Origin of the sequence: Pseudomonas sp. MWU15-20650 (assembly GCF_023242475.1) — a bacterium.
In the GTDB taxonomy this organism is placed as follows: Bacteria; Pseudomonadota; Gammaproteobacteria; order Pseudomonadales; family Pseudomonadaceae; genus Aquipseudomonas.
Window position 1 is genome coordinate 103954 of record NZ_JALJFG010000005.1, and the last position, 19417, is coordinate 123370.

Below are 19417 nucleotides of genomic sequence, written 5' to 3' on the forward strand. Positions count from 1 at the left end.
CATGAACCGCAGCCTGCTTTTCAAACTTGGCGCGATTGCGCTGCTGATCCTGCTGTTGCTGATTCCGTTGCTGATGATCAACGGCATCATCAGCGACCGTCAGCAACTGCGCGACGGCGTCTTGATGGACATCGCCCGCAGTTCCAGCTACGCCCAGCGGCTCACCGGCCCGGTGATGGTGGTGCCGTATCGCAAGACCGTGCGTGAGTGGAAACTCAATGAAAAGCTCAACAAGCGCTACGAGGTCACCCGTGAAGAACGGGGGCGTCTGTATTTCCTGCCGTACCGCTTTGAACTCGGCGGCAAGGTACAAACCGAGCTGCGCGCACGGGGCATTTACCAGGCGCGGTTGTTCCACGCCGACAACCGTATCAGTGGGCGTTTTGAGCTGCCTGCACAACTGGGTATCACGGAAGATTTTGCCGATTACCGTTTTGAACCGGCGTTTCTGGCAGTGGGTATCAGCGATATTCGCGGCATTGAAAACGCGCTGAACCTGGAAGTGGGCAGCCAGCGACTGGAGTTTGCACCGGGCTCCCAGGTGGACTGGCTGGGTCAAGGCGTGCATGTGATGCTGCCGGAGCGGGACAGCAAAAAGCCCAGTGTGCTGGATTTCGCCTTCGACCTGCGCCTGCAGGGCACCGAGCAGTTGCAAGTGGTACCGGTGGGCAAGGCCAGCCAGGTTTCACTCACCTCCAACTGGCCGCACCCAAGCTTTATCGGTAACTTCCTGCCGGTTCAACGGGAAGTCACCGATAAGGGATTTACCGCCAGCTGGCAGACCTCATTTTTTTCCACCAACCTCGAACAAGCCCTGCAAACCTGCCTGGACGAGCAGGGCTGTGAAGAGTTCACCCATCGCAGCTTCGGCGTGAACTTCATCGACCCGGTGGATCAGTACCTCAAGAGTGACCGCGCGATCAAATACGCACTGCTGTTTATCGCCCTGACCTTTGCTGGCTTCTTTCTGTTCGAGGTGCTCAAGAGCCTGGCGGTGCACCCCATCCAGTACGCACTGGTAGGCGTCGCGCTGGCGTTCTTTTACCTGCTGCTGTTGTCGTTGTCGGAGCACATTGGTTTTGCCTTGGCGTACCTGATATCGGCCAGCGGCTGTGTGCTGTTGATCGGCTTCTACGTGTGCCATGTGCTGCGCAGCGTTGCCCATGGCCTGGGTTTTTCCGCGGGGTTGGCGGCGTTGTATGCCTTGTTGTACGGGCTGCTGAGTGCCGAGGATTACGCGTTGTTGATGGGCTCGTTGTTGCTGTTCGGGCTGCTGGGCACGGTGATGGTGCTGACACGCAAACTGGATTGGTATGGCGTGGGTAAGCGCAAGGTGGAGGCGGTGCAATGATTGGGTTACGCGAAGATCAGCAAATGAAGGCGAGGATGGTCGACTTCCTCAATCACACCGCTGCTCGCTGTAGGAGCGAGCTTGCTCGCGAAGAACGCAAGGACACCGTTAACCAGGTGACCCGCGTCATCGTTGACGATTTTCGCGAGCAAGCTCGCGCCTACAGAGGACTCGTCAAACCGGTGGTTGGGTCTGCTGCATCGAAGGCCGCTGGCTGACCTCGGCGTACCAATCGGCAAGCTTGGGGTTTGCGGTGCGCCATTGCAGGTCGGGGTGGCGGAAGTCGAGGTACCCCAGGGCACAGGCCACGCTGATCGAGGCGATGTCGAAGTGGCTGGTCAATTCGGCAATGGCGTCCTGTTCCAGCTCGGCGAGGCTACGACGGATTTTGTTGCGTTGCTCATCCAGCCACGGGGCCCAGTGCTTGTCTGCTGGACGCATGGCGGTCTCGTAACGCACCAGGACGGCGGCATCCATGATGCCATCGGCCAGCGAGGCCAGGGTCAGGCGTCGCCAGCGGGCCGAGCCATCACGGGGAATGAGCGGGTTGCCGACGTGCTGGTGGTCGAAGTAGTCGAGGATCACCCGGCTGTCGTGCAATACCGACCCGTCGGCCAGGCGCAGGGCCGGGATCTTGCCCACGGGGTTGTCCTGCACCAGTTGTGCATCGGGGTTGACCGGTGTCGGCATGCAGCCGTGCAGGGCTACGCGGTCCTGCTGACCCGTTTCGGCCAGCAGCACGCGGACTTTGCGAACAAAGGGCGAAGCGGGGTTATGGAACAAGGTCATGCTGGGGGTGGACATGGGCATTCCTCCAAAAAGGCAGTGGTTAGCCTAGAAGGTTACGGCGTGGCTGGCGAGGGAGTTTGTGGGGGGGCCTCATCGGGAGCAAGCCCCCTGCCACATTTTGAGAGGTGAATGCCATCCGCTGTGGGAGGGGGCTTGCTCCCGAAAGGGCCCTTAGCCGCGCCGCTTGAACAACGCCCAAGTTCCGATTACCGCAGGGATGCCCAACCCGACCCAACTCAACGAATCCCACAGCCCATCCCCCAGCAACGCCGCAAACAATCCGACGGCACTGAGCACACCAATCCCCAGCGGAATGCCAAACACTCTCCAGAAATTCGACTGACGTGGCTTCATGCTTTGGCCGCCTTGCGCTTGACGATCCACAGGTAAACGCCGCTGCCCAACACGACGATGGTCAGCACATCCAGCACTGCCCACAGGATCTTCATCGGCATGCCGCCGTAATCGCCGAAATGCAGCGGTTGTGACATGCCCATGGCGTCCATGTACCACGGCCGCTCGGCAGTCGCGGTGACGGCCAGGGTGCTGGCGTCGATCAACACTGGCGTCAGCAGGTGGGCGGTCAGGTGGGTGCCGCCCTTCATGAACACCGCGTAGTGATGCTCACTGGAGAAGCGTGTGCCGGGGAAGGCGATAAAGTCCGGTTGCATGCCGGGCGCGGCCTTGGCGGCAATCGTCAGCAGCTCGGTCGCCGGTGCGCGATGGGTCAGCGGTGGCGCGTCTTTGTAGGGTTCGATCATGGCGCTGAGGCTGTCTTGGCGCCAGGCGGCGATGATCAGGTCGGCACAGGCGCTGATCACGCCGGTGACGCCCACCACCAGCGCCCAGGTCAGGGTGACCACGCCAATCAGGTTGTGCAGGTCGAGCCAACGCAGGCGGTCGGACTTGTCCTGGCGCACGGTGGCGAACTTCAAGCGGCGCATGAACGGCAAGTAGAGGACCGTACCCGAGACAAGCGCCAGCACAAACAAAATACCCATGAACGCCAGCAGCAACTTGCCTGGCAGGCCAGCGAACATATCCACATGCAGGCGCAGCAGGAATAACGTCAGCCCGCCATTGGCCGCCGGGGTTTCCACGGCTTCGCCGGTGCGCGCATCGAGCATGAAGGTGTGGGACGCGTTGGGTTCGGTGCCGGCGGTGGCGGCCATGATCGCGATTACACCGTTCTGGTCGTCTTTGTCCCAGGCCAGGTATTGCATGGCGTCGCCGGGGCGATGGGCCTGGGCTTTGGCCACCAGTTGCTCAAGGTTCAGCTGGGGCGTGTCGGCGGGCATCTGCGCAAGTTCAGGCTCGTTGCCCAGCAGATGATCGATTTCATGGTGGAAGATCAGCGGCAGGCCGGTGAGGGCAAGCAGCAGCAGGAATACCGTGCAGACCAGGCTGGTCCAGGTGTGGATAAAGGACCAGCGGCGGATGGTTTTGCTTTTCATTTTCTAGCCTTCAGGCACGCCAAAGCCGCCCACAGGGGCGGCTCGGTTGCTAACTCAGCGGGTTACCACTGGTAGGTGGCGCTGGCGACGACGCTGCGTTGGTCGCCGAAGTAGCAGTAGGAACCATCACAGGTGGACAGGTAGTCCTTGTTGAACAGGTTGGTGGCGTTCAACTTCACCGACGCACCCTTCAGGCTGTTGTCCAGGCGGCCCAGGTCGTAATGCACTGCGCCATCGAACACGGTGTAGGCGTTGGCCTTGCCGGTCCAGGTATTGGCCTGGTCGCCGTAGGTATTGCCGGTGTAGCGGGCGCCGAAGCCGATGCCGAAACCGTCGAGCACGCCGGAGTGCCAGGTGTAGTCGGTCCACAGGGAGGCTTGTTGGTTCGGCATCAGCTGCAGGCGGTTGCCTTGGTATTGGCCTTTTTGCACCTCGGACTTGGCCAGGGTGTAGGCCGCGATGACCTTGAGGTTTTCGGTCACGTCAGACACGGCTTCCAATTCCAGGCCCTTGACCTTCACCTCGCCGGTCTGGTCGGTGACTGCGACACCGCCAGACTGGAAGCTGGTAACCAATACGTTTTTCTGGGTCAGGTCATAGACCGCTGCACTGAGCAGCGTGTTGGAGCCCGGTGGCTGGTACTTGATCCCCAGTTCCCATTGTTTGCCTTCGGTTGGCTTATACGACTTGAGCGGGCCCACGCTGGCGTTGCTCGCCGGTTGGAACGATTCGGCGTAGGACAGGTACGGCACGAAGCCTGAGTCGAACACATAGCTCAGTGCCGCGTTGCCACTGAAGTTCTTGCTGCGGTCGGTGTTGGTGGCGTCGTTCTTGTTGAAGTACGTGGTGCCCTGGTGCACCCAGTCTTCACGACCGCCCAGGGTCAGGCGCCATTGGTCCAAGGCCATTTGGTCCTGGACGTAGAGGCCGGTCTGGACGGTTTTCTGGTTGTAGTCGTAATAGGCCGTCGAGCGCGCCGGACGCAGGACTGGCTGGGTGTTGATCGGGTTGAAGATGTTGACCGTGCCGGCGTCACCGAAGATTGAGAGGTACGAGGTATCGGTGCGCTGATGATCCAGGCCAAGCAGCAGGGTGTGGGTGACGTCACCGGTGGCGAAGTCCGCCTGGAAGTTGTTGTCGACCGCGAACTGGCCGATGTTCTCGTTCACATTGGTGGACGAGCGGCTGATGTTGCCGTCAGCGTCAGCCGGGGAGTAGGCATAGGAACCCACGGTCAGTTGCTGGAAGGCCAGTTCCGACTTGGTGTAACGCAGGTTCTGCTTGAACTGCCAGGTATCGTTGAAACGATGTTCGAAGGCATAACCCAATGCGTAGTAGGTGCGGTCGTAGTACTCGTAGTCCGGGTCGCCCAGGTTTTTGTGATGGGACACGTTGCCCAGGGGCGATTTGATCTTGGTGCCCTGAATGGGCATGAACTGACTCGTGGCACCGGTATCGTCACGGGTGAACTGCGACAGCAAGGTCAGCTTGGTATCCGTGTCGATATTCCACGTCAAACTCGGCGCAATGTTGTAGCGCTTGTTATCGATGTGATCGACCTGAGTTCCAGCATCGCGCAGCACGCCGCTGATGCCATACAGGAACTGGCCTTCATCATCGATCTTGCCGGTGCTGGCGAAGTTGATCTGGCGGTAGTTGTCACTGCCGTATTGCACTTGGAGGGCATTGCTCGATTCGGCGCTGGGACGGCGGCTGACCATGTCCAGCAGACCACCCGGTGGCGTCTGCCCGTAGACCGAAGAGGCTGGGCCGCGCAGTAGGGCCAGACGATCAAGGTTCCAGGTTTCCGCTTTCGGGTTGGCATAAACGCCGCGCGGCAGCGGCAAGCCGTCGAGGAACTGGGTGGGTTCAAAACCGCGCACGCGCATCCAATCGTAACGGGTGTCGCTGCCATAGCTGGCGGACACAATGCCGGGCATGTATTTGACGGCGTCGTCGAGGTTCTGGACGTTGCGGTCTTGCATCTGCTCGCGGGTGGCCACCGAGATCGAGCGCGGTGCCTCGACCAACGCGGTATCGGTCTTGGTGCCGGCGGCGGTGCGCGTTGCCAGGTAGCCGTCCACCGGGCCCCAGGCACTTTCATAACTGCCTTGGGCAATGATGCTGGTCTGCGGCAACGCCACGACCCCCTCGGGAATCGCCACCAGTGTGTAGGTGCCCGCGCTGCCCTGTTCCAGTTGCAACCCCGTGCCACGCAAGGCTTCACGCAATGCGCCTTGGGCATCGAACTGGCCCTTGACCGGTGCCGAGGTTTTGCCCGAAGCGAGCGAGGGGTTGAGCGTCAGCGCCAGGCCGGCCTGGCTGGCGATCTGGTTCAGGGTGCTCGCCAGCGGCGCGGCCGGCAGGTTGTAGGCGCGCACGCTGGAGGCTTGTTCAGCGGCCACCAGCGCGGTGCTGGCCAGCGGGGCGCTGAGGGCGATGGCCATGGCTAACAGGCTGGGGCGCAACAAGGTGTCTAGCGTGCGGGACATAAGGGCGGCTCCTGAATGGAAATATTTCTCAATTGCCTAGGTGCCGAGCGAGAATCAAAAAGTGATAGGGCAGGCTGAGAATATTTTTAGGGGGACGCTGGAGCCTTGGCGGCCACGGTCACCCACCACGGGGTGTGTTGTTCGATCTGCACGGGCAAGGTCGGCAGCAGCGCATTGAGCGCCAGGGTGGTGTCGTGCAGTGGGAAGCTGCCGGTGATGCGCAGGTCGGCGACGTTTTTATCCACACCCAGATAGCCGCTGCGGTAGCGGCCCAGTTCTTCGACCACATCGCCCAGGCGGGCGTTGTCGACCACCAGCATGCCGCGGGTCCAGGCATCGGTGGCCGCGGTGACGGCGAGCAGAGGGCCGAGGCCGTCGCTGCGCATCAGCACTTGTTGGCCTTCCTTGAAGACCTGTTCCAAGTGCGACGCCTTTGGCTGGGCGGCCACGGCCGATTGCAGCACACTCAGGCGTGTGGCGCCGTCTTCGCGCTTGACGATAAACCGCGTCCCCAATGCCCGCAGGCTGCCGTCGCGGGTTTGCACATAGAATGGGCGGGCATCGTTGTGGCCGGTTTCGACGAGTATTTCACCGGCTTGCAACACGATCAGCCGGCGTTTTTCGTCGAAGCGCACATCAATGGCGCTATGGGTATTGAGGTTGATCAACGTACCGTCCGCCAGCTTCAGCGTGCGTTGCTCGCCGGTAGCGGTGCGTTGGTCGGCCAGCCAATAGTGGATCGGCACATAACGCTCGCCGGCAAACAACACCAGCCCACACACCAGGGCGAGACTTGCCAAGCCGCTGCCCAGCTTGCGTACACGCCGGGCAATGCCTGCGCGCGACTGCAGCAACGCCGCCCGCGCCGGGCCCGAGGCCACGCTGAAGCGCTGGTCGAGCATGCCCAGTTGGCGCCAGGCCCGTGCGTGCTCTTCATCACTGGCCAGCCATTTGGCGAATTCTTCCCGGGCCACGAAGTTGCCGTCGCCTGAATCGAGGGACAGTTGCCAGGCAATCGCGGCATCCAGCACGCGGGCCGACACCGGTTTTGAGCTGATCGCGCTCACAGTGGCTCGCCATACAGCGCGATATAGCACTGGCGAATACCCTGGGCCAGGTACTGACGCACGCGCGGCACCGACACGCCAAGGCACTGGGCAATTTGTGCGTGGCCCAGGCCGTCGAGGCGGTTATAGAGGAAGGCCGCACGTGCCTTGCTCGACAGCTTGCCGAGCAGGCGGTCGATGGCCTTGAGGTCTTCGAGGATCAGTTGCTGCTCTTCCGGCGAGGGGTGTTCGCTTTCCGGGATCAGCATCAATTCGGTGAGGTAAGCCTGCTCCAGGGCGGCGCGACGGAAATAGTCGAACAGCAAGCCCTTGGCGATGGCGACCAGGAACGCCCTGGGTTCACGGGGTTCGCGCAACTCGTCACGGCCCAGCAGGCGCATGAAGGTGTCCTGGCTCAAGTCTTCGGCGCGGCTTGGGCAGGCCACGTTACGTCGCAGCCACGCCAACAGCCAGACGCGATGGTCGCGATACAACGCGCCAACCAGCTCACTGTGTGGGTTTGGGACCGACGACAAGGCATCACCGAATAAATAAGTTGTTTAAACTAACGAGAATTATTCGCGATTGTGTCAGAGGCGTCGGGTGGGCGCAATTGGCGTCTGTCGGGTGGTGGCCGAATAATATCCACGGTGACCGCGCACCTACAGGGAAGGGGATTGTTTGCGGCGTTTCCATTGTGCCAAACGCTCTTGCAAGGCGTGGGGCGTGTCGATCTGCTGCTGTCGGGCACGGCTGAGCAGGATCAGCATCAGCTCCGCCGTGGCCAGCGCGTCGGCGCTGGCATGATGGCGCTCACCGACGTGCAGCTTGAAGTGGTTGACCCAGTCGTCAAGCCCGGCTTCGCGCAGAGTGGCGTCTGGGTACAACATCGGCGCCAGGTCGGCGACATCGAGAAACGGATGGGCCAGGCGATAGCCCAGGGTCTCTTTGAGCGCCCGGCCCAGCATGTGTTGATCGAACGGCGCATGAAACGCCAGCAACGGGCTGTCACCGACAAACGCCATGAAATCCAGCAGCGCTTCAGCCGGGTCGCTGCCGGCGGCGATCGCGCTGGGCCCCAGGCCATGGATCAGCACGCTGGGGCTGAGTTTGGTGTCGGTGCGTTGCAGGGTGCGTTCGAACAGTTGGGAAAAGTCCACCGCGCCATCCTCGATCACCACGGCGCCGATGGACAGCACTTGATCGCGATGGAGGTTCAGGCCGCTGGTTTCCAGGTCGACCACTACCCAGCGTTGGTCGCGCAAAGCGCCATCGCCCAGCACGGCGGGCTTGGGCAATCGTGCCAGTTGCTGCTGTTGCGCCACATCCAGGCCGGGTTTTGTCTGGCGCAGCCAGCCGAGCAGGTTCACAGCTGGTACCGCAAGGTCAGGCTGCTTTGCAGGCGCTGGGCCTGGCGCAGGGACTCACGCAGGATGCGCCGGTCCAGGTGGTTGAGGCTGTCGGGGTCGACTCGATTGGAGTACGGCTGGTTTTCCCGGGTCTGCAACTGGTGCTGCTGCATGCGGGTTTGCTGGATAAAGTGGTACGCCTCTTCATAGGCCGCGCCGTCCAGCGGTTGGATCACTTCCTTGGCCACCAATTGGCGCAGGCGTTCCAGGGTGTTGTTGGCGTGGATGCCGTTGGCCAGGGCCAGCAGGCGTGCACCGTCGACAAACGGCGTGAGGCCCTGCACCTTGAGGTCGAGGGTGGCCTTTTCGCCGCCTTTGCGGGTCAGCACGAATTCGCGCAAGCGCCCGACGGGCGGACGCTGGCGCAACGCATTTTCGGCCAACATGCGCTGGAACAACCGGTTATCCGCCACCTGGTCCAGAATGCCCTGGCGCAGTTGCTCGCAGCCTTGTTCATCACCCCACACCACACGCAAGTCGAAATAGATGCTCGAGCCCAGCAGGTTCTGCGGTGTCGCTTCGCGAATAAACGCAGCAAACCGGCGCGCCCATTCGGCCCGGGACAGGCACAGTTGCGGGTTGCCCGCCATGATATTGCCCTTGCACAGGCTGAACCCGCACAGCGCCAGGCTCTGGTTGATCTGCTGTGCCAGCGGCAACAGGCGGCCACGAATCTCGGCCGCCTCAACGGCGTCCTTGGCCTCGAACAGGATGCCGTTGTCCTGGTCGGTAAACAGCGTTTGCTCACGGCGGCCTTCGCTGCCGAAGCACAGCCAACTGAATGGCACGCCGGGGTCGCCTTTTTCGGCGAGGGTCAACTCGATTACCCGGCACACGGTGTGGTCGTTGAGCAGCGTAATAATGTGGGTGATCTGGGTGGACGACGCCCCGTGGGCCAGCATGCGCTCCACCAACTGGCCGATCTCGCCGCGAATCGCCACCAGGTTTTCGATGCGGGGCGCGTTACGGATGGTGCGGGCCAGGTGCACGAGGTCGACCCGTTGCAAGGAAAACAAGTCGCGCTCGGACACCACGCCGCACAGGCGCTGATCTTTCACCAGGCACACATGGGCGATATGCCGCTCGGTCATGGCGATGGCGGCGTCGAACGCACTGTGATCCGGGGTCAGGAAAAACGGCGCCTGGGTCATATGGCGGTCGATGACCTGATTGAAATCACTGGTACCGTCGGCCACCACTTGGCGCAGGTCGCGCAGGGTGAAGATCCCTAGAGGTGCCTTGTGCTCGTTGACGATCACGATACTGCCGACCTGCTGCTCATGCATCAGCGTCACCGCCTCACGCAGGGGCGTGTTCGGGCTACAGGTGACCGGGTGGCGCATGGCCAACTCCCCCAGCCGGGTGTTCAAGGAATATTGAGTGCCGAGGGTTTCCACGGCTTTTTGCTGCACCTGCTGGTTGATCTGGTCGAGCAGGCTGCTGACACCGCGCAGGGCAAAATCACGAAATGGGCTGGACAGCGCGAACAGCTTGATAAACGCCGGTTTGTTCAGTTGCAGGCAGAACGTGTCTTCGGCGGCCTTGTGTTCGGTGCGGGTGGCGCGCTCACCCAGCAGCGCAGCCAGCGGAAAGCACTCGCCGGTGGTGATTTCGAAGGTGGTTTCAGTCGAGTCCGGTCGTTCGCCGACCACACGGCCCTGCTTGACGATATAAAAGTGCTCAACCGGCCCGCCCGACGGCTTGAGGATGCTCTCGCCGGGTGCGTAGAAACGTAATTGGCACTGTTCCACCAGAAACGCCAGGTGCGCATTTTCCATCTGGTTGAACGGTGGGAAGCGTTGCAGGAATTGCAGGGTGCCGTGGATGTTCTGCAATACGGCGTTTTTACCCGCCTGGGTGAAAGCATCAGCTTTACTCATAACAGTGACCGCAGTTTTTTTGTCGTTATCGTGCTGCATGGTCGACTCCTGCGCCGCGGGTGCCCATTGGACGTAAGTCTAGGTCGATAAACGCAGCGCAAAACTAGGGAAAAACCTTACATGACAACCGTCCAAACCCCGTAGAACGCCCACTAGGCAAACTTTCCGACGAAGTGCACATTGTTCGCCCTTGCGCAGATGTCTGACGAGTGTGCTGGGAGATTGATTTAGAACTGCTGAGAAACGTATGTCCGACCACGATATTTTGAGTGATGCCGAGCGCGAGGCGCTGAGCGCCGTGATGCTGGAGCCCGACTTACCGCCACAACGGGTGTTGATTGTCGACGATGACAAAGATGCGCGTGAACTGCTGGCAGAGATCCTGGGGCTGGACGGTATTCGCTGCATGACTGCCGACAGTGGTGAGGCGGCGTGGGATTTGTTGAAGTCGAGCAGTTCGATCGGTCTGCTGATCACCGACCTGCGCATGGCGCCGAGCAATGGCTTGGAGTTGATTCGCCAAGTACGAGAGTCGACCCGGGCGGCGTTGCCGATCATCGTCATGTCAGGGGACGCGGAAGCGCCGGATGTGATTGAAGCGATGCATTTGAGCGTGGTGGATTTCCTGCTCAAGCCGATTGATATCGAGAAGCTGGCGAAGTTGGTGAAACGGGAATTGGGAATTGGGGATGGTGCCCTGAGTGTGGGGTGACGGTCCTGGCCTCATCGCGGGCAAGCCCGGCTCCCACATTCAAGCGCATTCAGTCAGGTGAAGCGCGGTCGAATGTGGGAGGGGGAGTCAATGATGCTGTAACTGACCCCGCGCCATCGGGAGCAAGTCGAATCGTCGCACCGCCCCTCCCACAGGTTGTTCTCGGTTGATTTCAGGCCCAGAGATGCTCGTAGAGAATAGTCGCCCCCACCAGCGTCAACGCCACGCTACCTGAAAATACCCTCAGACCCATGTGGGAGGGGGCTTGCTCCCGATATCAGTGGACCAGTCAATGATGCTGTAACTGACCCGGCGCCATCGGGAGCAAGTCGAATCGTCGCACCGCCCCTCCCACAGGTTGTTCTCGGTTGATTTCAGGCCCAGAGATGATCGTAGAGAATAGTCGCCCCCACCAGCATCAACGCCACGCTACCTGAAAATACCCTCAGACCCATGTGGGAGGGGGCTTGCTCCCGATATCAATGGACCAGTCAATGATGCTGCTACTGACCCGGCGCCATCGGGAGCAAGTCGAATCGTCGCACCGCCCCTCCCACAGGTTGTTCTCGGTTGACTTCAGGCCCAGAGATGATCGTAGAGAATAGTCGTTCCGATCTGAAGACCGTTTTTAGCCTTGAACGCCCAGGCGTGTTAGCCGAGCCATTGATACCTTGGCGGCGCCGGGCCTCACTTGGTTTTAGGGTGCGTTGCAAACGCAGTTCCAGATTAGATATCGCCAACCCTTAAATCCTGGCCATTACGCACTCGATGCATCGGACCTGATTTTGGCTCTTCTTTGTAGAGACAATAGACAGCAGCTTTACGCGCGCGATGAAGGGGCCAAAGGTAAAGCCCACGTGTGGGTCGAGCGTACGGGTATAAATTGGGTTTATAAGGGCGGCCTGGATATAACGTTCCCTTGTCCTGAACCAGTAATTCAGGTAAATGGCAACTTTGATGTTTCGTTTGTATATGAATAGCATTGACTCACAAAAAAGCCCTGATCTTGCGATCAGGGCTTTTTCATTTACAGGCCGTTCTTAGCCTTGAACTCCCGACGCCTGCGGTGCAATACCGGCTCGGTATACCCATTAGGCTGCTTGGTCCCTTCAATCACCAACTCCACCGCCGCCTGGAACGCGATGTTGCTGTCGAAATCCGGCGCCAGTGGGCGGTACAACACATCCCCGGCATTCTGGCGGTCTACCACGGGCGCCATGCGCTTGAGGCTTTCCATTACCTGGTCTTGGTTGACGATGCCGTGGCGCAACCAGTTGGCGATGTGCTGGCTGGAAATACGCAGGGTGGCGCGGTCTTCCATCAGGCCGACATCGTTGATGTCCGGCACTTTCGAGCAGCCGACGCCTTGGTCGATCCAGCGGACCACGTAGCCGAGAATCCCCTGGGCGTTGTTGTCCAGCTCGTTACGGATCTCTTCCTCGGACCAATCGGTGTTGCTGGCCAAAGGAATGGTCAGGATGTCGTCCACCGACGCTCGCTCGCGTTTGGCCAGTTCGGCCTGGCGCGCGAATACGTCGACCTTGTGGTAGTGCAAGGCGTGCAGCGCAGCAGCGGTAGGCGAAGGCACCCACGCGGTGTTCGCGCCAGCCAGTGGGTGCGCGATTTTCTGTTCAAGCATCGCGGCCATCAGGTCGGGCATTGCCCACATGCCTTTACCGATTTGTGCACGACCTTGTAGGCCGGTGCTCAAGCCGATATCGACGTTCCAGTTCTCATACGCGGCGATCCATTTCTCGGCTTTCATGGCCGCCTTGCGCACCATCGCGCCGGCTTCCATGGAGGTGTGGATTTCATCGCCCGTACGGTCGAGGAAACCGGTGTTGATAAACACCACGCGCTCGCTGGCCGCCTTGATGCAGGCTTTGAGGTTGACCGTGGTGCGGCGCTCCTCGTCCATGATCCCGACCTTGAGAGTGAAGCGCGGCAGGTTCAGGACGTCTTCGATGCGGCCGAACAGCTCGTTGGTGAACGCCGCTTCTTCCGGGCCGTGCATCTTCGGTTTCACGATATACACGGAACCGGTGCGGCTGTTCTTGCGCGTGCTGTTGCCATTGAGGCTATGAATCGCCGCCAGGCTGGTGAGCAGGCCGTCGAGAATGCCTTCCGGCACTTCGTTGCCCTCTTTATCGAGGATGGCGTCGATGGTCATCAAGTGGCCAACGTTACGCACGAATAGCAGCGAGCGGCCGTGCAACGTCACGTCCTGGCCATCTACGCCGGTGTAGACGCGGTCGGCGTTCATGGTGCGGGTAAAGGTCTTGCCGCCCTTGGCCACTTCTTCGGCCAGGTCGCCCTTCATCAGGCCGAGCCAGTTGCGGTAGATCACCACTTTGTCATCGGCATCCACAGCGGCGACGGAGTCTTCGCAGTCCATGATGGTGGTCAGCGCAGCTTCCATCAGCACGTCTTTGACGCCGGCGGCATCGGTCTGGCCGACCGGGGTGCTGGCGTCGATCTGGATTTCGAAGTGCAGGCCGTTGTGTTTCAGCAGGATCGCAATCGGCTGCGCCGCGGGGCCCTGGAAACCGATCAACTGGGCATCGTCACGCAGGCCGCTGTTGCTGCCACCTTTAAGGCTGACGATCAACTTGCCATCGACGATCTTGTAGCCGGTGGAATCGACGTGGCTGCCGGCGCTCAGCGGTGCGGCTTCGTCGAGGAACGCTCGGGCGAAGGCGATGACCTTGTCGCCACGCACTTTGTTGTAGCCCTTGCCCTTTTCGGCGCCGCCGGCTTCGCTGATGGCGTCGGTGCCATACAACGCGTCATACAGCGAGCCCCAACGGGCATTGGAGGCGTTGAGGGCGAAACGGGCGTTCATGACCGGCACCACCAACTGTGGGCCGGCCATGCGCGCGATTTCGTCGTCGACGTTTTGGGTCGAGGCTTGGAAGTCTGCGGCTTCTGGCAGCAGGTATCCGATGTCTTGCAGGAAGGCTTTGTAGGCCACCGGGTCATGGGCCTGGCCGGCGTGCGTCTGGTGCCAGGTGTCGATCCGCGCTTGGAAATCGTCGCGTTTGGCGAGTAGGGCTTTGTTCTTCGGTGCCAGGTCATGGATGACCTTGTCGGCACCGGCCCAGAACTGGTCGGCCGTAATGCCGGTACCGGGAATGGCTTCGTTGTTCACGAAGTCGAACAGGACTTTGGCGACCTGCAGGCCACCGACTTGAACGTGTTCAGTCATTGCTTGCCTCACTCTGCGGAGCTTATGCGCTTTTTCAGATTTTCATTATGTAGTGCACGGTTGGGCATACTACATGATGACTTGCGGTTGTGAAAATTAGACTAAATACGTCGTTTAGCGACCCACTTTGGTCGTACGGTCACAGCGGAGAACGAGATGTTCTCAAAAAACTATTGGATTGTTCCAGATAAATATAAAAATGGTACACGATTTGTTTTCGCGGGCTACCGAGTCCACCTTGTAGATTGAATTCCAGAGGGCTTCGCCATGGACCATCTTGTACTCACTATTATCGCTGCCGACAAACCCGGCCTGGTTGAACGCATCGCGCAGAGCATTGCCACCCACGGTGGCAACTGGCTGGAAAGCCGAATGGCGCATATGGCCGGGCAGTTTGCCGGGATACTGCGGGTCAGCGTTCCGACTGAGAGTCGTCAGGCTTTGGTGGGGGCTCTGGAGGATTTATCCACACACGGTATTCGCGTGCTGGTGGGCGAGGGCAGCACCGGGCAGGCATTGGCGTCCAAACCGATCCTGATGACGCTGGTGGGCAATGATCGCTCGGGCATCGTGCGAGAGATCACCGCGTTGTTGAGCAAGCAGGGCGTCAACCTGGAGCGCTTGAGCACGGATGTGAACCCGGCCCCCATGAGTGGTGATCCGCTGTTTAAGGCCGAGGCGCTATTGCAGGTGCCGGCGAACGTGTCGCTGGAGCGCTTGCAGGAATCCCTGGAAACCCTGGCGGACGATTTGATGGTGGAACTGCGTCACGAGGACTGATCTGTCCACAAGGTTATGCATGGAAATCTTGCATGGGCCTGTGGATAACCTGTAGAGACCCGGCCCCAGGCCACGTCGGCCGGGACTCTCCGTCAGCTGAGCAAAAAACGAGCAGTTTCAACGGCTTGTGCACAAATGGCGGGGATCAGGTTGTGGATAACCTTGGGGTGGATCGCTGCAAGCCACGAAACGAGTGGCTTGCAGGGGGTTGTATGTTATTTGATCAGCGTCTGCGGATAGTCAGCCAGGCGTCCAGGCTGTACACCACCAGGCCGGCCCAGATAAAGGCGAAGGCGATCAGTGTGCTCGGCGCCAGATGTTCGCCAAACAGCAGGACTGCTTCCAGCAGCACCAAAGTCGGTGCCACGTACTGCAAAAAGCCCAAGGCGGTGTAGGGCAAATGCCGTGCGGCGGCGTTGAAGCACACCAAGGGGATCAATGTCACCGGGCCTGCCGCTACCAGCCACCAGGCTTCGGAGGTGCTCCAGAAGGCGAGCTGCGCACTGTGGGCTGTGGGGTTGAACAGCAACCAGGCGATGGCAATCGGCACCAGCATCCAGGTTTCCACCACCAGCCCCGGCAATGCCTTGACCGGCGCCTGTTTGCGGATCAGGCCATAGAAGCCGAAGGTCAACGCCAATACCAGCGACACCCATGGCAAACTGCCCACCTGCCAGACCTGTTGCGCCACACCTACCGCTGCCAGCCCCACGGCGACCCATTGCAGGCGGCGCAGGCGTTCGCCAAGGATCAGCATGCCCAGCAGCACATTCACCAGCGGGTTGATGTAGTAACCCAGGCTTGCCTCAAGCATGCGACCGCTGTTCACCGACCACACGTAGGTCAGCCAGTTAGCCGCGATCAGCGAGCCGCTCAGTGCCAGGATCGCCAGGCGCTTGGGGTTGTCGCGCAACTCACGGAACCAGCCTGGGTGTTTCCACACCATCAGCAACACGCCACCGAACAACGCCGACCACAAGACGCGGTGCACGATGATCTCGGCGGCAGGCACGCTGGCGATGGCTTTGAAGTAGAGCGGGAACAGACCCCAAATGACGTAGGCACTCAGGCCCAGGATGTACCCCTTGCGAGGGTTGGCGGCTTGCATTGCAGAATCCTTGCTTAGGCAGCTAACAAAGCGCAATTGTAAGGACATTTGTCAAACAATGGGGACCTGCTTTGCACCATGTGGGTGTGTTCAGAACAGCTTCAGGGGTTCTTCGTTGAGCGCCGACAACTGCTCACGCAACGCCAGTACCTGATCGCCCCAATACCGCTCGCTGCCAAACCACGGGAAGCTATGGGGGAACGCCGGGTCATCCCAACGGCGTGCCAGCCAGGCGCTGTAGTGCATCAGGCGCAAGGCGCGCAGAGGTTCGATCAGGGCCAGTTCGCGGGGGTCGAAGTCGTGGAATTCCTGATAGCCATCCATCAGTTCCGAGAGTTGGCCAAGGCATTCCTGCCGGTCACCGGCGAGCATCATCCACAGGTCTTGTACCGCCGGGCCCATGCGGCAGTCGTCGAGGTCGACGATATGGAACATCTCATCGCGGCACATCATGTTGCCGGGGTGGCAATCGCCATGCATGCGGATGTTCGTGTGCGGGGTGGCTTTGTACACCTCTTCCACGCGCTTGAGCAGGTCGCGTGCTACGGACTCGTAGGCCGGCAACAGGCTTTTGGGAATGAAGTTGCCTTCGAGCAGCGTGGTGAGGGAGTCGTGGCCGAAGTTCTTCACGCCCAAGGCTTCGCGATGTTCGAACGGGCGGGTGGAGCCCACGGCATGCAAACGGCCGAGCAGTTGCCCAAGGCGATAGAGTTGGTCGAGATTGCCCGGCTCCGGCGCACGGCCGCCACGGCGGGGAAACAGGGCGAAACGAAAGCCCGCGTGTTCGAACAGGCTTTCGCCGTTGTGGATCAACGGGGCAACCACCGGCACATCACACTCAGCCAGTTCGAAGGTAAAGCGGTGCTCTTCGAGGATGGCCTCGTTGGTCCAGCGCTGGGGGCGATAGAACTTGGCGATCAGTGGCTCGCCGTCTTCGATGCCCACCTGATACACGCGGTTTTCGTAGCTGTTGAGCGCCAGCACACGGGCGTCGCTGAGGAAACCGATGCTTTCGACTGCGTCGAGGACCAGGTCAGGGGTGAGTGTTTCAAACGGGTGGGCCATGCGAGCTCCTGCGCGCAGCAGGGCGCCGCGTCCGGCCGGGTATGGTAACGCACCAGGCTTGAGATAGGGGGCGGCTGTGTCATTGCTATCGGGAGCAAGCCCCCTCCCACCACGCATCAACATGTGGGAGGGGGCTTGCCCTGATGGCGGCCTGTCAGGCGCCGACGATGCCGCCGTCATCCCTCTGAATGGCGATCACAGACGAGCGCGGCTTGCCGTTGGGCAGATGCTCCGGCCAGGTCGAGCCTCCGGTTTCGCCGGGGTGTTGAATACCCACGAACAGCGTCTTCTGGTCCGGCGAAAAGCTGATCCCGGTGACTTCACACGCCACCGGCCCGACCATGAACCGGCGGATTTCGCCGGTGCTCGGGTCGGCACACAGCATCTGGTTATTGCCCATGCCCGCGAAGTCGCCGGCATTGCTGTAGTCGCCGTCGGTCAGGATCCACAAGCGCCCGGCTTTGTCGAAACCCAGGCCGTCGGGGCTGTTGAACATGTTCTGCGGGTTGATGTTGGACGAGCCGCCCTTGGGTGTACCGGCGTGCACGCCCGGGTTACCGGCCACCACGAACAGGTCCCAACTGAAGTCCGATGCGCCATGGTCGGAGGCGTTGGCCTTCCAGCGCAGGATCTGGCCGTAGACGTTTTTCTCCCGTGGGTTGGGCCCACCCACCGGCTGGCCGTCTTCGCCGCGCTTGGCGTTGTTGGTCAGGGTGCAATAGACCTGGCCGTCGGTCGGGCTGACCACGATCCATTCCGGGCGATCCATGCGCGTGGCTTTTACCACGCTGGCGGCCAGGCGTGCGTGAATCAATACCTCGGCCTGGCTGGCGAAACCGCTGCTGGCGTCAATGCCGTTCTTGCCGTGGGTGAGCTCAACCCATTGGCCTTTGCCCTTGGGGTGGTCGGCGTTACCGTCGCCCGCGTCGAAGACCGCGACATACAAGGTGCCGTGGTCGAGCAGGTGTTTGTTGGCCTTGGCATTGTGGTGGTTGATCTGATCGCGGCTGACGAATTTGTAGATGAATTCACCGCGCTCGTCGTCGCCCATGTACACCACGGCACGACCGTCACGGGTTTCAGCGAGGGCGGCGTTTTCGTGTTTGAAGCGGCCCAGGGCGGTGCGTTTGACCGGGGTGGATTGCGGGTCGAACGGATCGATTTCCACCACCCAGCCATGGCGATTGAGCTCGTTGGGGTTCTTGGCGATGTCGAAGCGTGGGTCGTGCGGGTGCCAGTTGATGTCTTTGCTGGCGGCCACCACCCCGTAGCGTTTCTGCCCGGCGTCGAAACTGTGCTGCGGGTTGCTGCTGCCGAAGCAGTCGGTGAAGTTTTCTTCGCAGGTCAGGTAAGTGCCCCACGGGGTCTTGCCATTGGCGCAGTTCTGGAACGTACCGAGGGCTTTTTTGCCGGTTTTATCGGCACTGGTTTTCAGCCAGTCATGGCCGGCGGCGGGGCCGCTCAGGCGGATTGGCGAATTGCCGTGGATACGTCGGTTGTAGCGCGAGTCCTGGACGAACTGCCAAGTGGTGCCCTTACGCCGTACTTCGATCACCGACACGCCTTCGCTGGCTTGGGCCTTGCGCACATCTTCGGCCGATTGCGGCGCGCCACCGTGTGGGTAGAGGTAGCGGTAGTTGGTGTACTCGTTGTTGATCGCCATCAGCGCGCGGTTATTGTCGCCGGGGAAAGGGAACAGGCTCATGCCGTCGTTGTTGTCGCCGAACTGTTGTTCCTGGGCCTTGGCGGTGCCGTTGCCGGACGGGTCGAAGGCCGGGGCGTTCTTGTGCAGCGGTTGCCCCCAACTGATCAGCACCGAGGCGGTGTAGCCGGGCGGCAGAGTAATGCTGTCGCTGGTGGCGGCGGCGATGCTGGAGAAACCCAGCAGTGGGCTGGCGCTGGCGGCGCTCACGGCCAGGGCGCTGCGGCTCAGCAGGTTGCCGCCGAGGAACATGGCGGCACCGCACAGGGCGCCAGCACCGATAAAACGACGGCGGGTGAGGCCAACCATCTGTTCAAGGTCGGTGGCTTGGTTGTCTTCTAATAGGCTCATTTCAGGCTCCCTGCGGTTTTTGCAGACACCTTAAGGAGCGCGGGTGACGAATTTGTTGCAGTTTGAATAGGCC

The 19417-nt window shown here is 60.8% G+C and carries 15 protein-coding genes; 3 read left to right on the forward strand and 12 right to left on the reverse strand.

The window, feature by feature from the left end; translation table 11 throughout:
* The first annotated feature begins 1 nt into the window (after position 1).
* A complete protein-coding gene (gene creD, locus M5B43_RS07130) occupies positions 2-1351 on the forward strand; it encodes a cell envelope integrity protein CreD (RefSeq protein ID WP_248749430.1) in 1350 nt (449 codons plus the stop codon).
* A gap of 174 nt (positions 1352-1525) precedes the next feature.
* On the opposite strand, the gene M5B43_RS07140 is transcribed toward creD, so the two are convergent.
* From M5B43_RS07140 to M5B43_RS07175, 8 genes are all read right to left on the reverse strand, one after another.
* Positions 1526-2155, reverse strand: a complete 630-nt coding sequence (locus M5B43_RS07140; protein WP_248749431.1) for a glutathione S-transferase — start codon at positions 2153-2155, stop codon at positions 1526-1528.
* A gap of 156 nt (positions 2156-2311) precedes the next feature.
* A complete protein-coding gene (locus M5B43_RS07145) occupies positions 2312-2494 on the reverse strand; it encodes a hypothetical protein (protein ID WP_248749432.1) in 183 nt (60 codons plus the stop codon).
* Positions 2491-3594, reverse strand: coding sequence for a PepSY-associated TM helix domain-containing protein (locus tag M5B43_RS07150; RefSeq protein ID WP_248749433.1), 1104 nt, complete (start codon positions 3592-3594; stop codon positions 2491-2493). The genes M5B43_RS07145 and M5B43_RS07150 overlap by 4 nt, the downstream gene beginning before the upstream one ends.
* 62 nt (positions 3595-3656) lie before the next feature.
* Positions 3657-6086: a TonB-dependent siderophore receptor gene (locus M5B43_RS07155; protein WP_248749434.1), complete on the reverse strand. Its 2430-nt coding sequence runs from the start codon at positions 6084-6086 to the stop codon at positions 3657-3659.
* Between the two features lie 86 nt (positions 6087-6172).
* Complete coding sequence (locus tag M5B43_RS07160; RefSeq protein WP_248749435.1) at positions 6173-7153, reverse strand: FecR family protein; 981 nt, start codon at positions 7151-7153, stop codon at positions 6173-6175.
* Positions 7150-7668 (reverse strand): RNA polymerase sigma factor, encoded by a 519-nt coding sequence (locus M5B43_RS07165; RefSeq protein WP_248749436.1) that lies wholly within the window; start codon positions 7666-7668, stop codon positions 7150-7152. The genes M5B43_RS07160 and M5B43_RS07165 overlap by 4 nt, the downstream gene beginning before the upstream one ends.
* A gap of 126 nt (positions 7669-7794) precedes the next feature.
* Positions 7795-8502 (reverse strand): 3'-5' exonuclease, encoded by a 708-nt coding sequence (locus M5B43_RS07170; protein ID WP_248749437.1) that lies wholly within the window; start codon positions 8500-8502, stop codon positions 7795-7797.
* Positions 8499-10421: a putative nucleotidyltransferase substrate binding domain-containing protein gene (locus M5B43_RS07175; RefSeq protein ID WP_248749438.1), complete on the reverse strand. Its 1923-nt coding sequence runs from the start codon at positions 10419-10421 to the stop codon at positions 8499-8501. The genes M5B43_RS07170 and M5B43_RS07175 overlap by 4 nt, the downstream gene beginning before the upstream one ends.
* Before the next feature lie 247 nt (positions 10422-10668).
* Between M5B43_RS07175 and M5B43_RS07180 the strand changes: the two genes are divergently transcribed.
* Positions 10669-11133, forward strand: a complete 465-nt coding sequence (locus M5B43_RS07180) for a response regulator (protein WP_248749439.1) — start codon at positions 10669-10671, stop codon at positions 11131-11133.
* Positions 11134-12160: 1027 nt separating this feature from the next.
* On the opposite strand, the gene M5B43_RS07185 is transcribed toward M5B43_RS07180, so the two are convergent.
* Positions 12161-14338 (reverse strand): malate synthase G, encoded by a 2178-nt coding sequence (locus tag M5B43_RS07185; protein ID WP_248749440.1) that lies wholly within the window; start codon positions 14336-14338, stop codon positions 12161-12163.
* A gap of 267 nt (positions 14339-14605) precedes the next feature.
* Between M5B43_RS07185 and M5B43_RS07190 the strand changes: the two genes are divergently transcribed.
* Positions 14606-15118, forward strand: a complete 513-nt coding sequence (locus tag M5B43_RS07190; RefSeq protein WP_248749441.1) for an ACT domain-containing protein — start codon at positions 14606-14608, stop codon at positions 15116-15118.
* Between the two features lie 223 nt (positions 15119-15341).
* Here the strand turns inward: M5B43_RS07190 and rarD are convergent, their stop codons facing one another.
* From rarD to M5B43_RS07205, 3 genes are all read right to left on the reverse strand, one after another.
* Positions 15342-16226, reverse strand: coding sequence for an EamA family transporter RarD (rarD, locus tag M5B43_RS07195; protein ID WP_248749442.1), 885 nt, complete (start codon positions 16224-16226; stop codon positions 15342-15344).
* Between the two features lie 90 nt (positions 16227-16316).
* The gene (locus tag M5B43_RS07200) at positions 16317-17291 is read right to left on the reverse strand and encodes a serine/threonine protein kinase (protein WP_248749443.1); all 975 of its coding nucleotides are present in this window, start codon (positions 17289-17291) and stop codon (positions 16317-16319) included.
* 154 nt (positions 17292-17445) lie between these two features.
* On the reverse strand, positions 17446-19344 hold the full coding sequence (locus M5B43_RS07205; protein WP_248749444.1) for a PhoX family phosphatase: 1899 nt from the start codon (positions 19342-19344) through the stop codon (positions 17446-17448).
* Between the last annotated feature and the right edge of the window lie 73 nt (positions 19345-19417).

Bases quoted from the DNA above. Each gene is read 5' to 3' on its own strand.
- creD (WP_248749430.1), top strand. From the start codon at position 2: ATGAACCGCAGCCTGCTTTTCAAACTTGGCGCGATTGCGCTGCTGATC.
- M5B43_RS07140 (WP_248749431.1), bottom strand. From the start codon at position 2,155: ATGTCCACCCCCAGCATGACCTTGTTCCATAACCCCGCTTCGCCCTTT.
- M5B43_RS07145 (WP_248749432.1), bottom strand. From the start codon at position 2,494: ATGAAGCCACGTCAGTCGAATTTCTGGAGAGTGTTTGGCATTCCGCTG.
- M5B43_RS07150 (WP_248749433.1), bottom strand. From the start codon at position 3,594: ATGAAAAGCAAAACCATCCGCCGCTGGTCCTTTATCCACACCTGGACC.
- M5B43_RS07155 (WP_248749434.1), bottom strand. From the start codon at position 6,086: ATGTCCCGCACGCTAGACACCTTGTTGCGCCCCAGCCTGTTAGCCATG.
- M5B43_RS07175 (WP_248749438.1), bottom strand. From the start codon at position 10,421: ATGAGTAAAGCTGATGCTTTCACCCAGGCGGGTAAAAACGCCGTATTG.
- M5B43_RS07180 (WP_248749439.1), top strand. From the start codon at position 10,669: ATGTCCGACCACGATATTTTGAGTGATGCCGAGCGCGAGGCGCTGAGC.
- M5B43_RS07185 (WP_248749440.1), bottom strand. From the start codon at position 14,338: ATGACTGAACACGTTCAAGTCGGTGGCCTGCAGGTCGCCAAAGTCCTG.
- M5B43_RS07190 (WP_248749441.1), top strand. From the start codon at position 14,606: ATGGACCATCTTGTACTCACTATTATCGCTGCCGACAAACCCGGCCTG.
- rarD (WP_248749442.1), bottom strand. From the start codon at position 16,226: ATGCAAGCCGCCAACCCTCGCAAGGGGTACATCCTGGGCCTGAGTGCC.
- M5B43_RS07200 (WP_248749443.1), bottom strand. From the start codon at position 17,291: ATGGCCCACCCGTTTGAAACACTCACCCCTGACCTGGTCCTCGACGCA.
- M5B43_RS07205 (WP_248749444.1), bottom strand. From the start codon at position 19,344: ATGAGCCTATTAGAAGACAACCAAGCCACCGACCTTGAACAGATGGTT.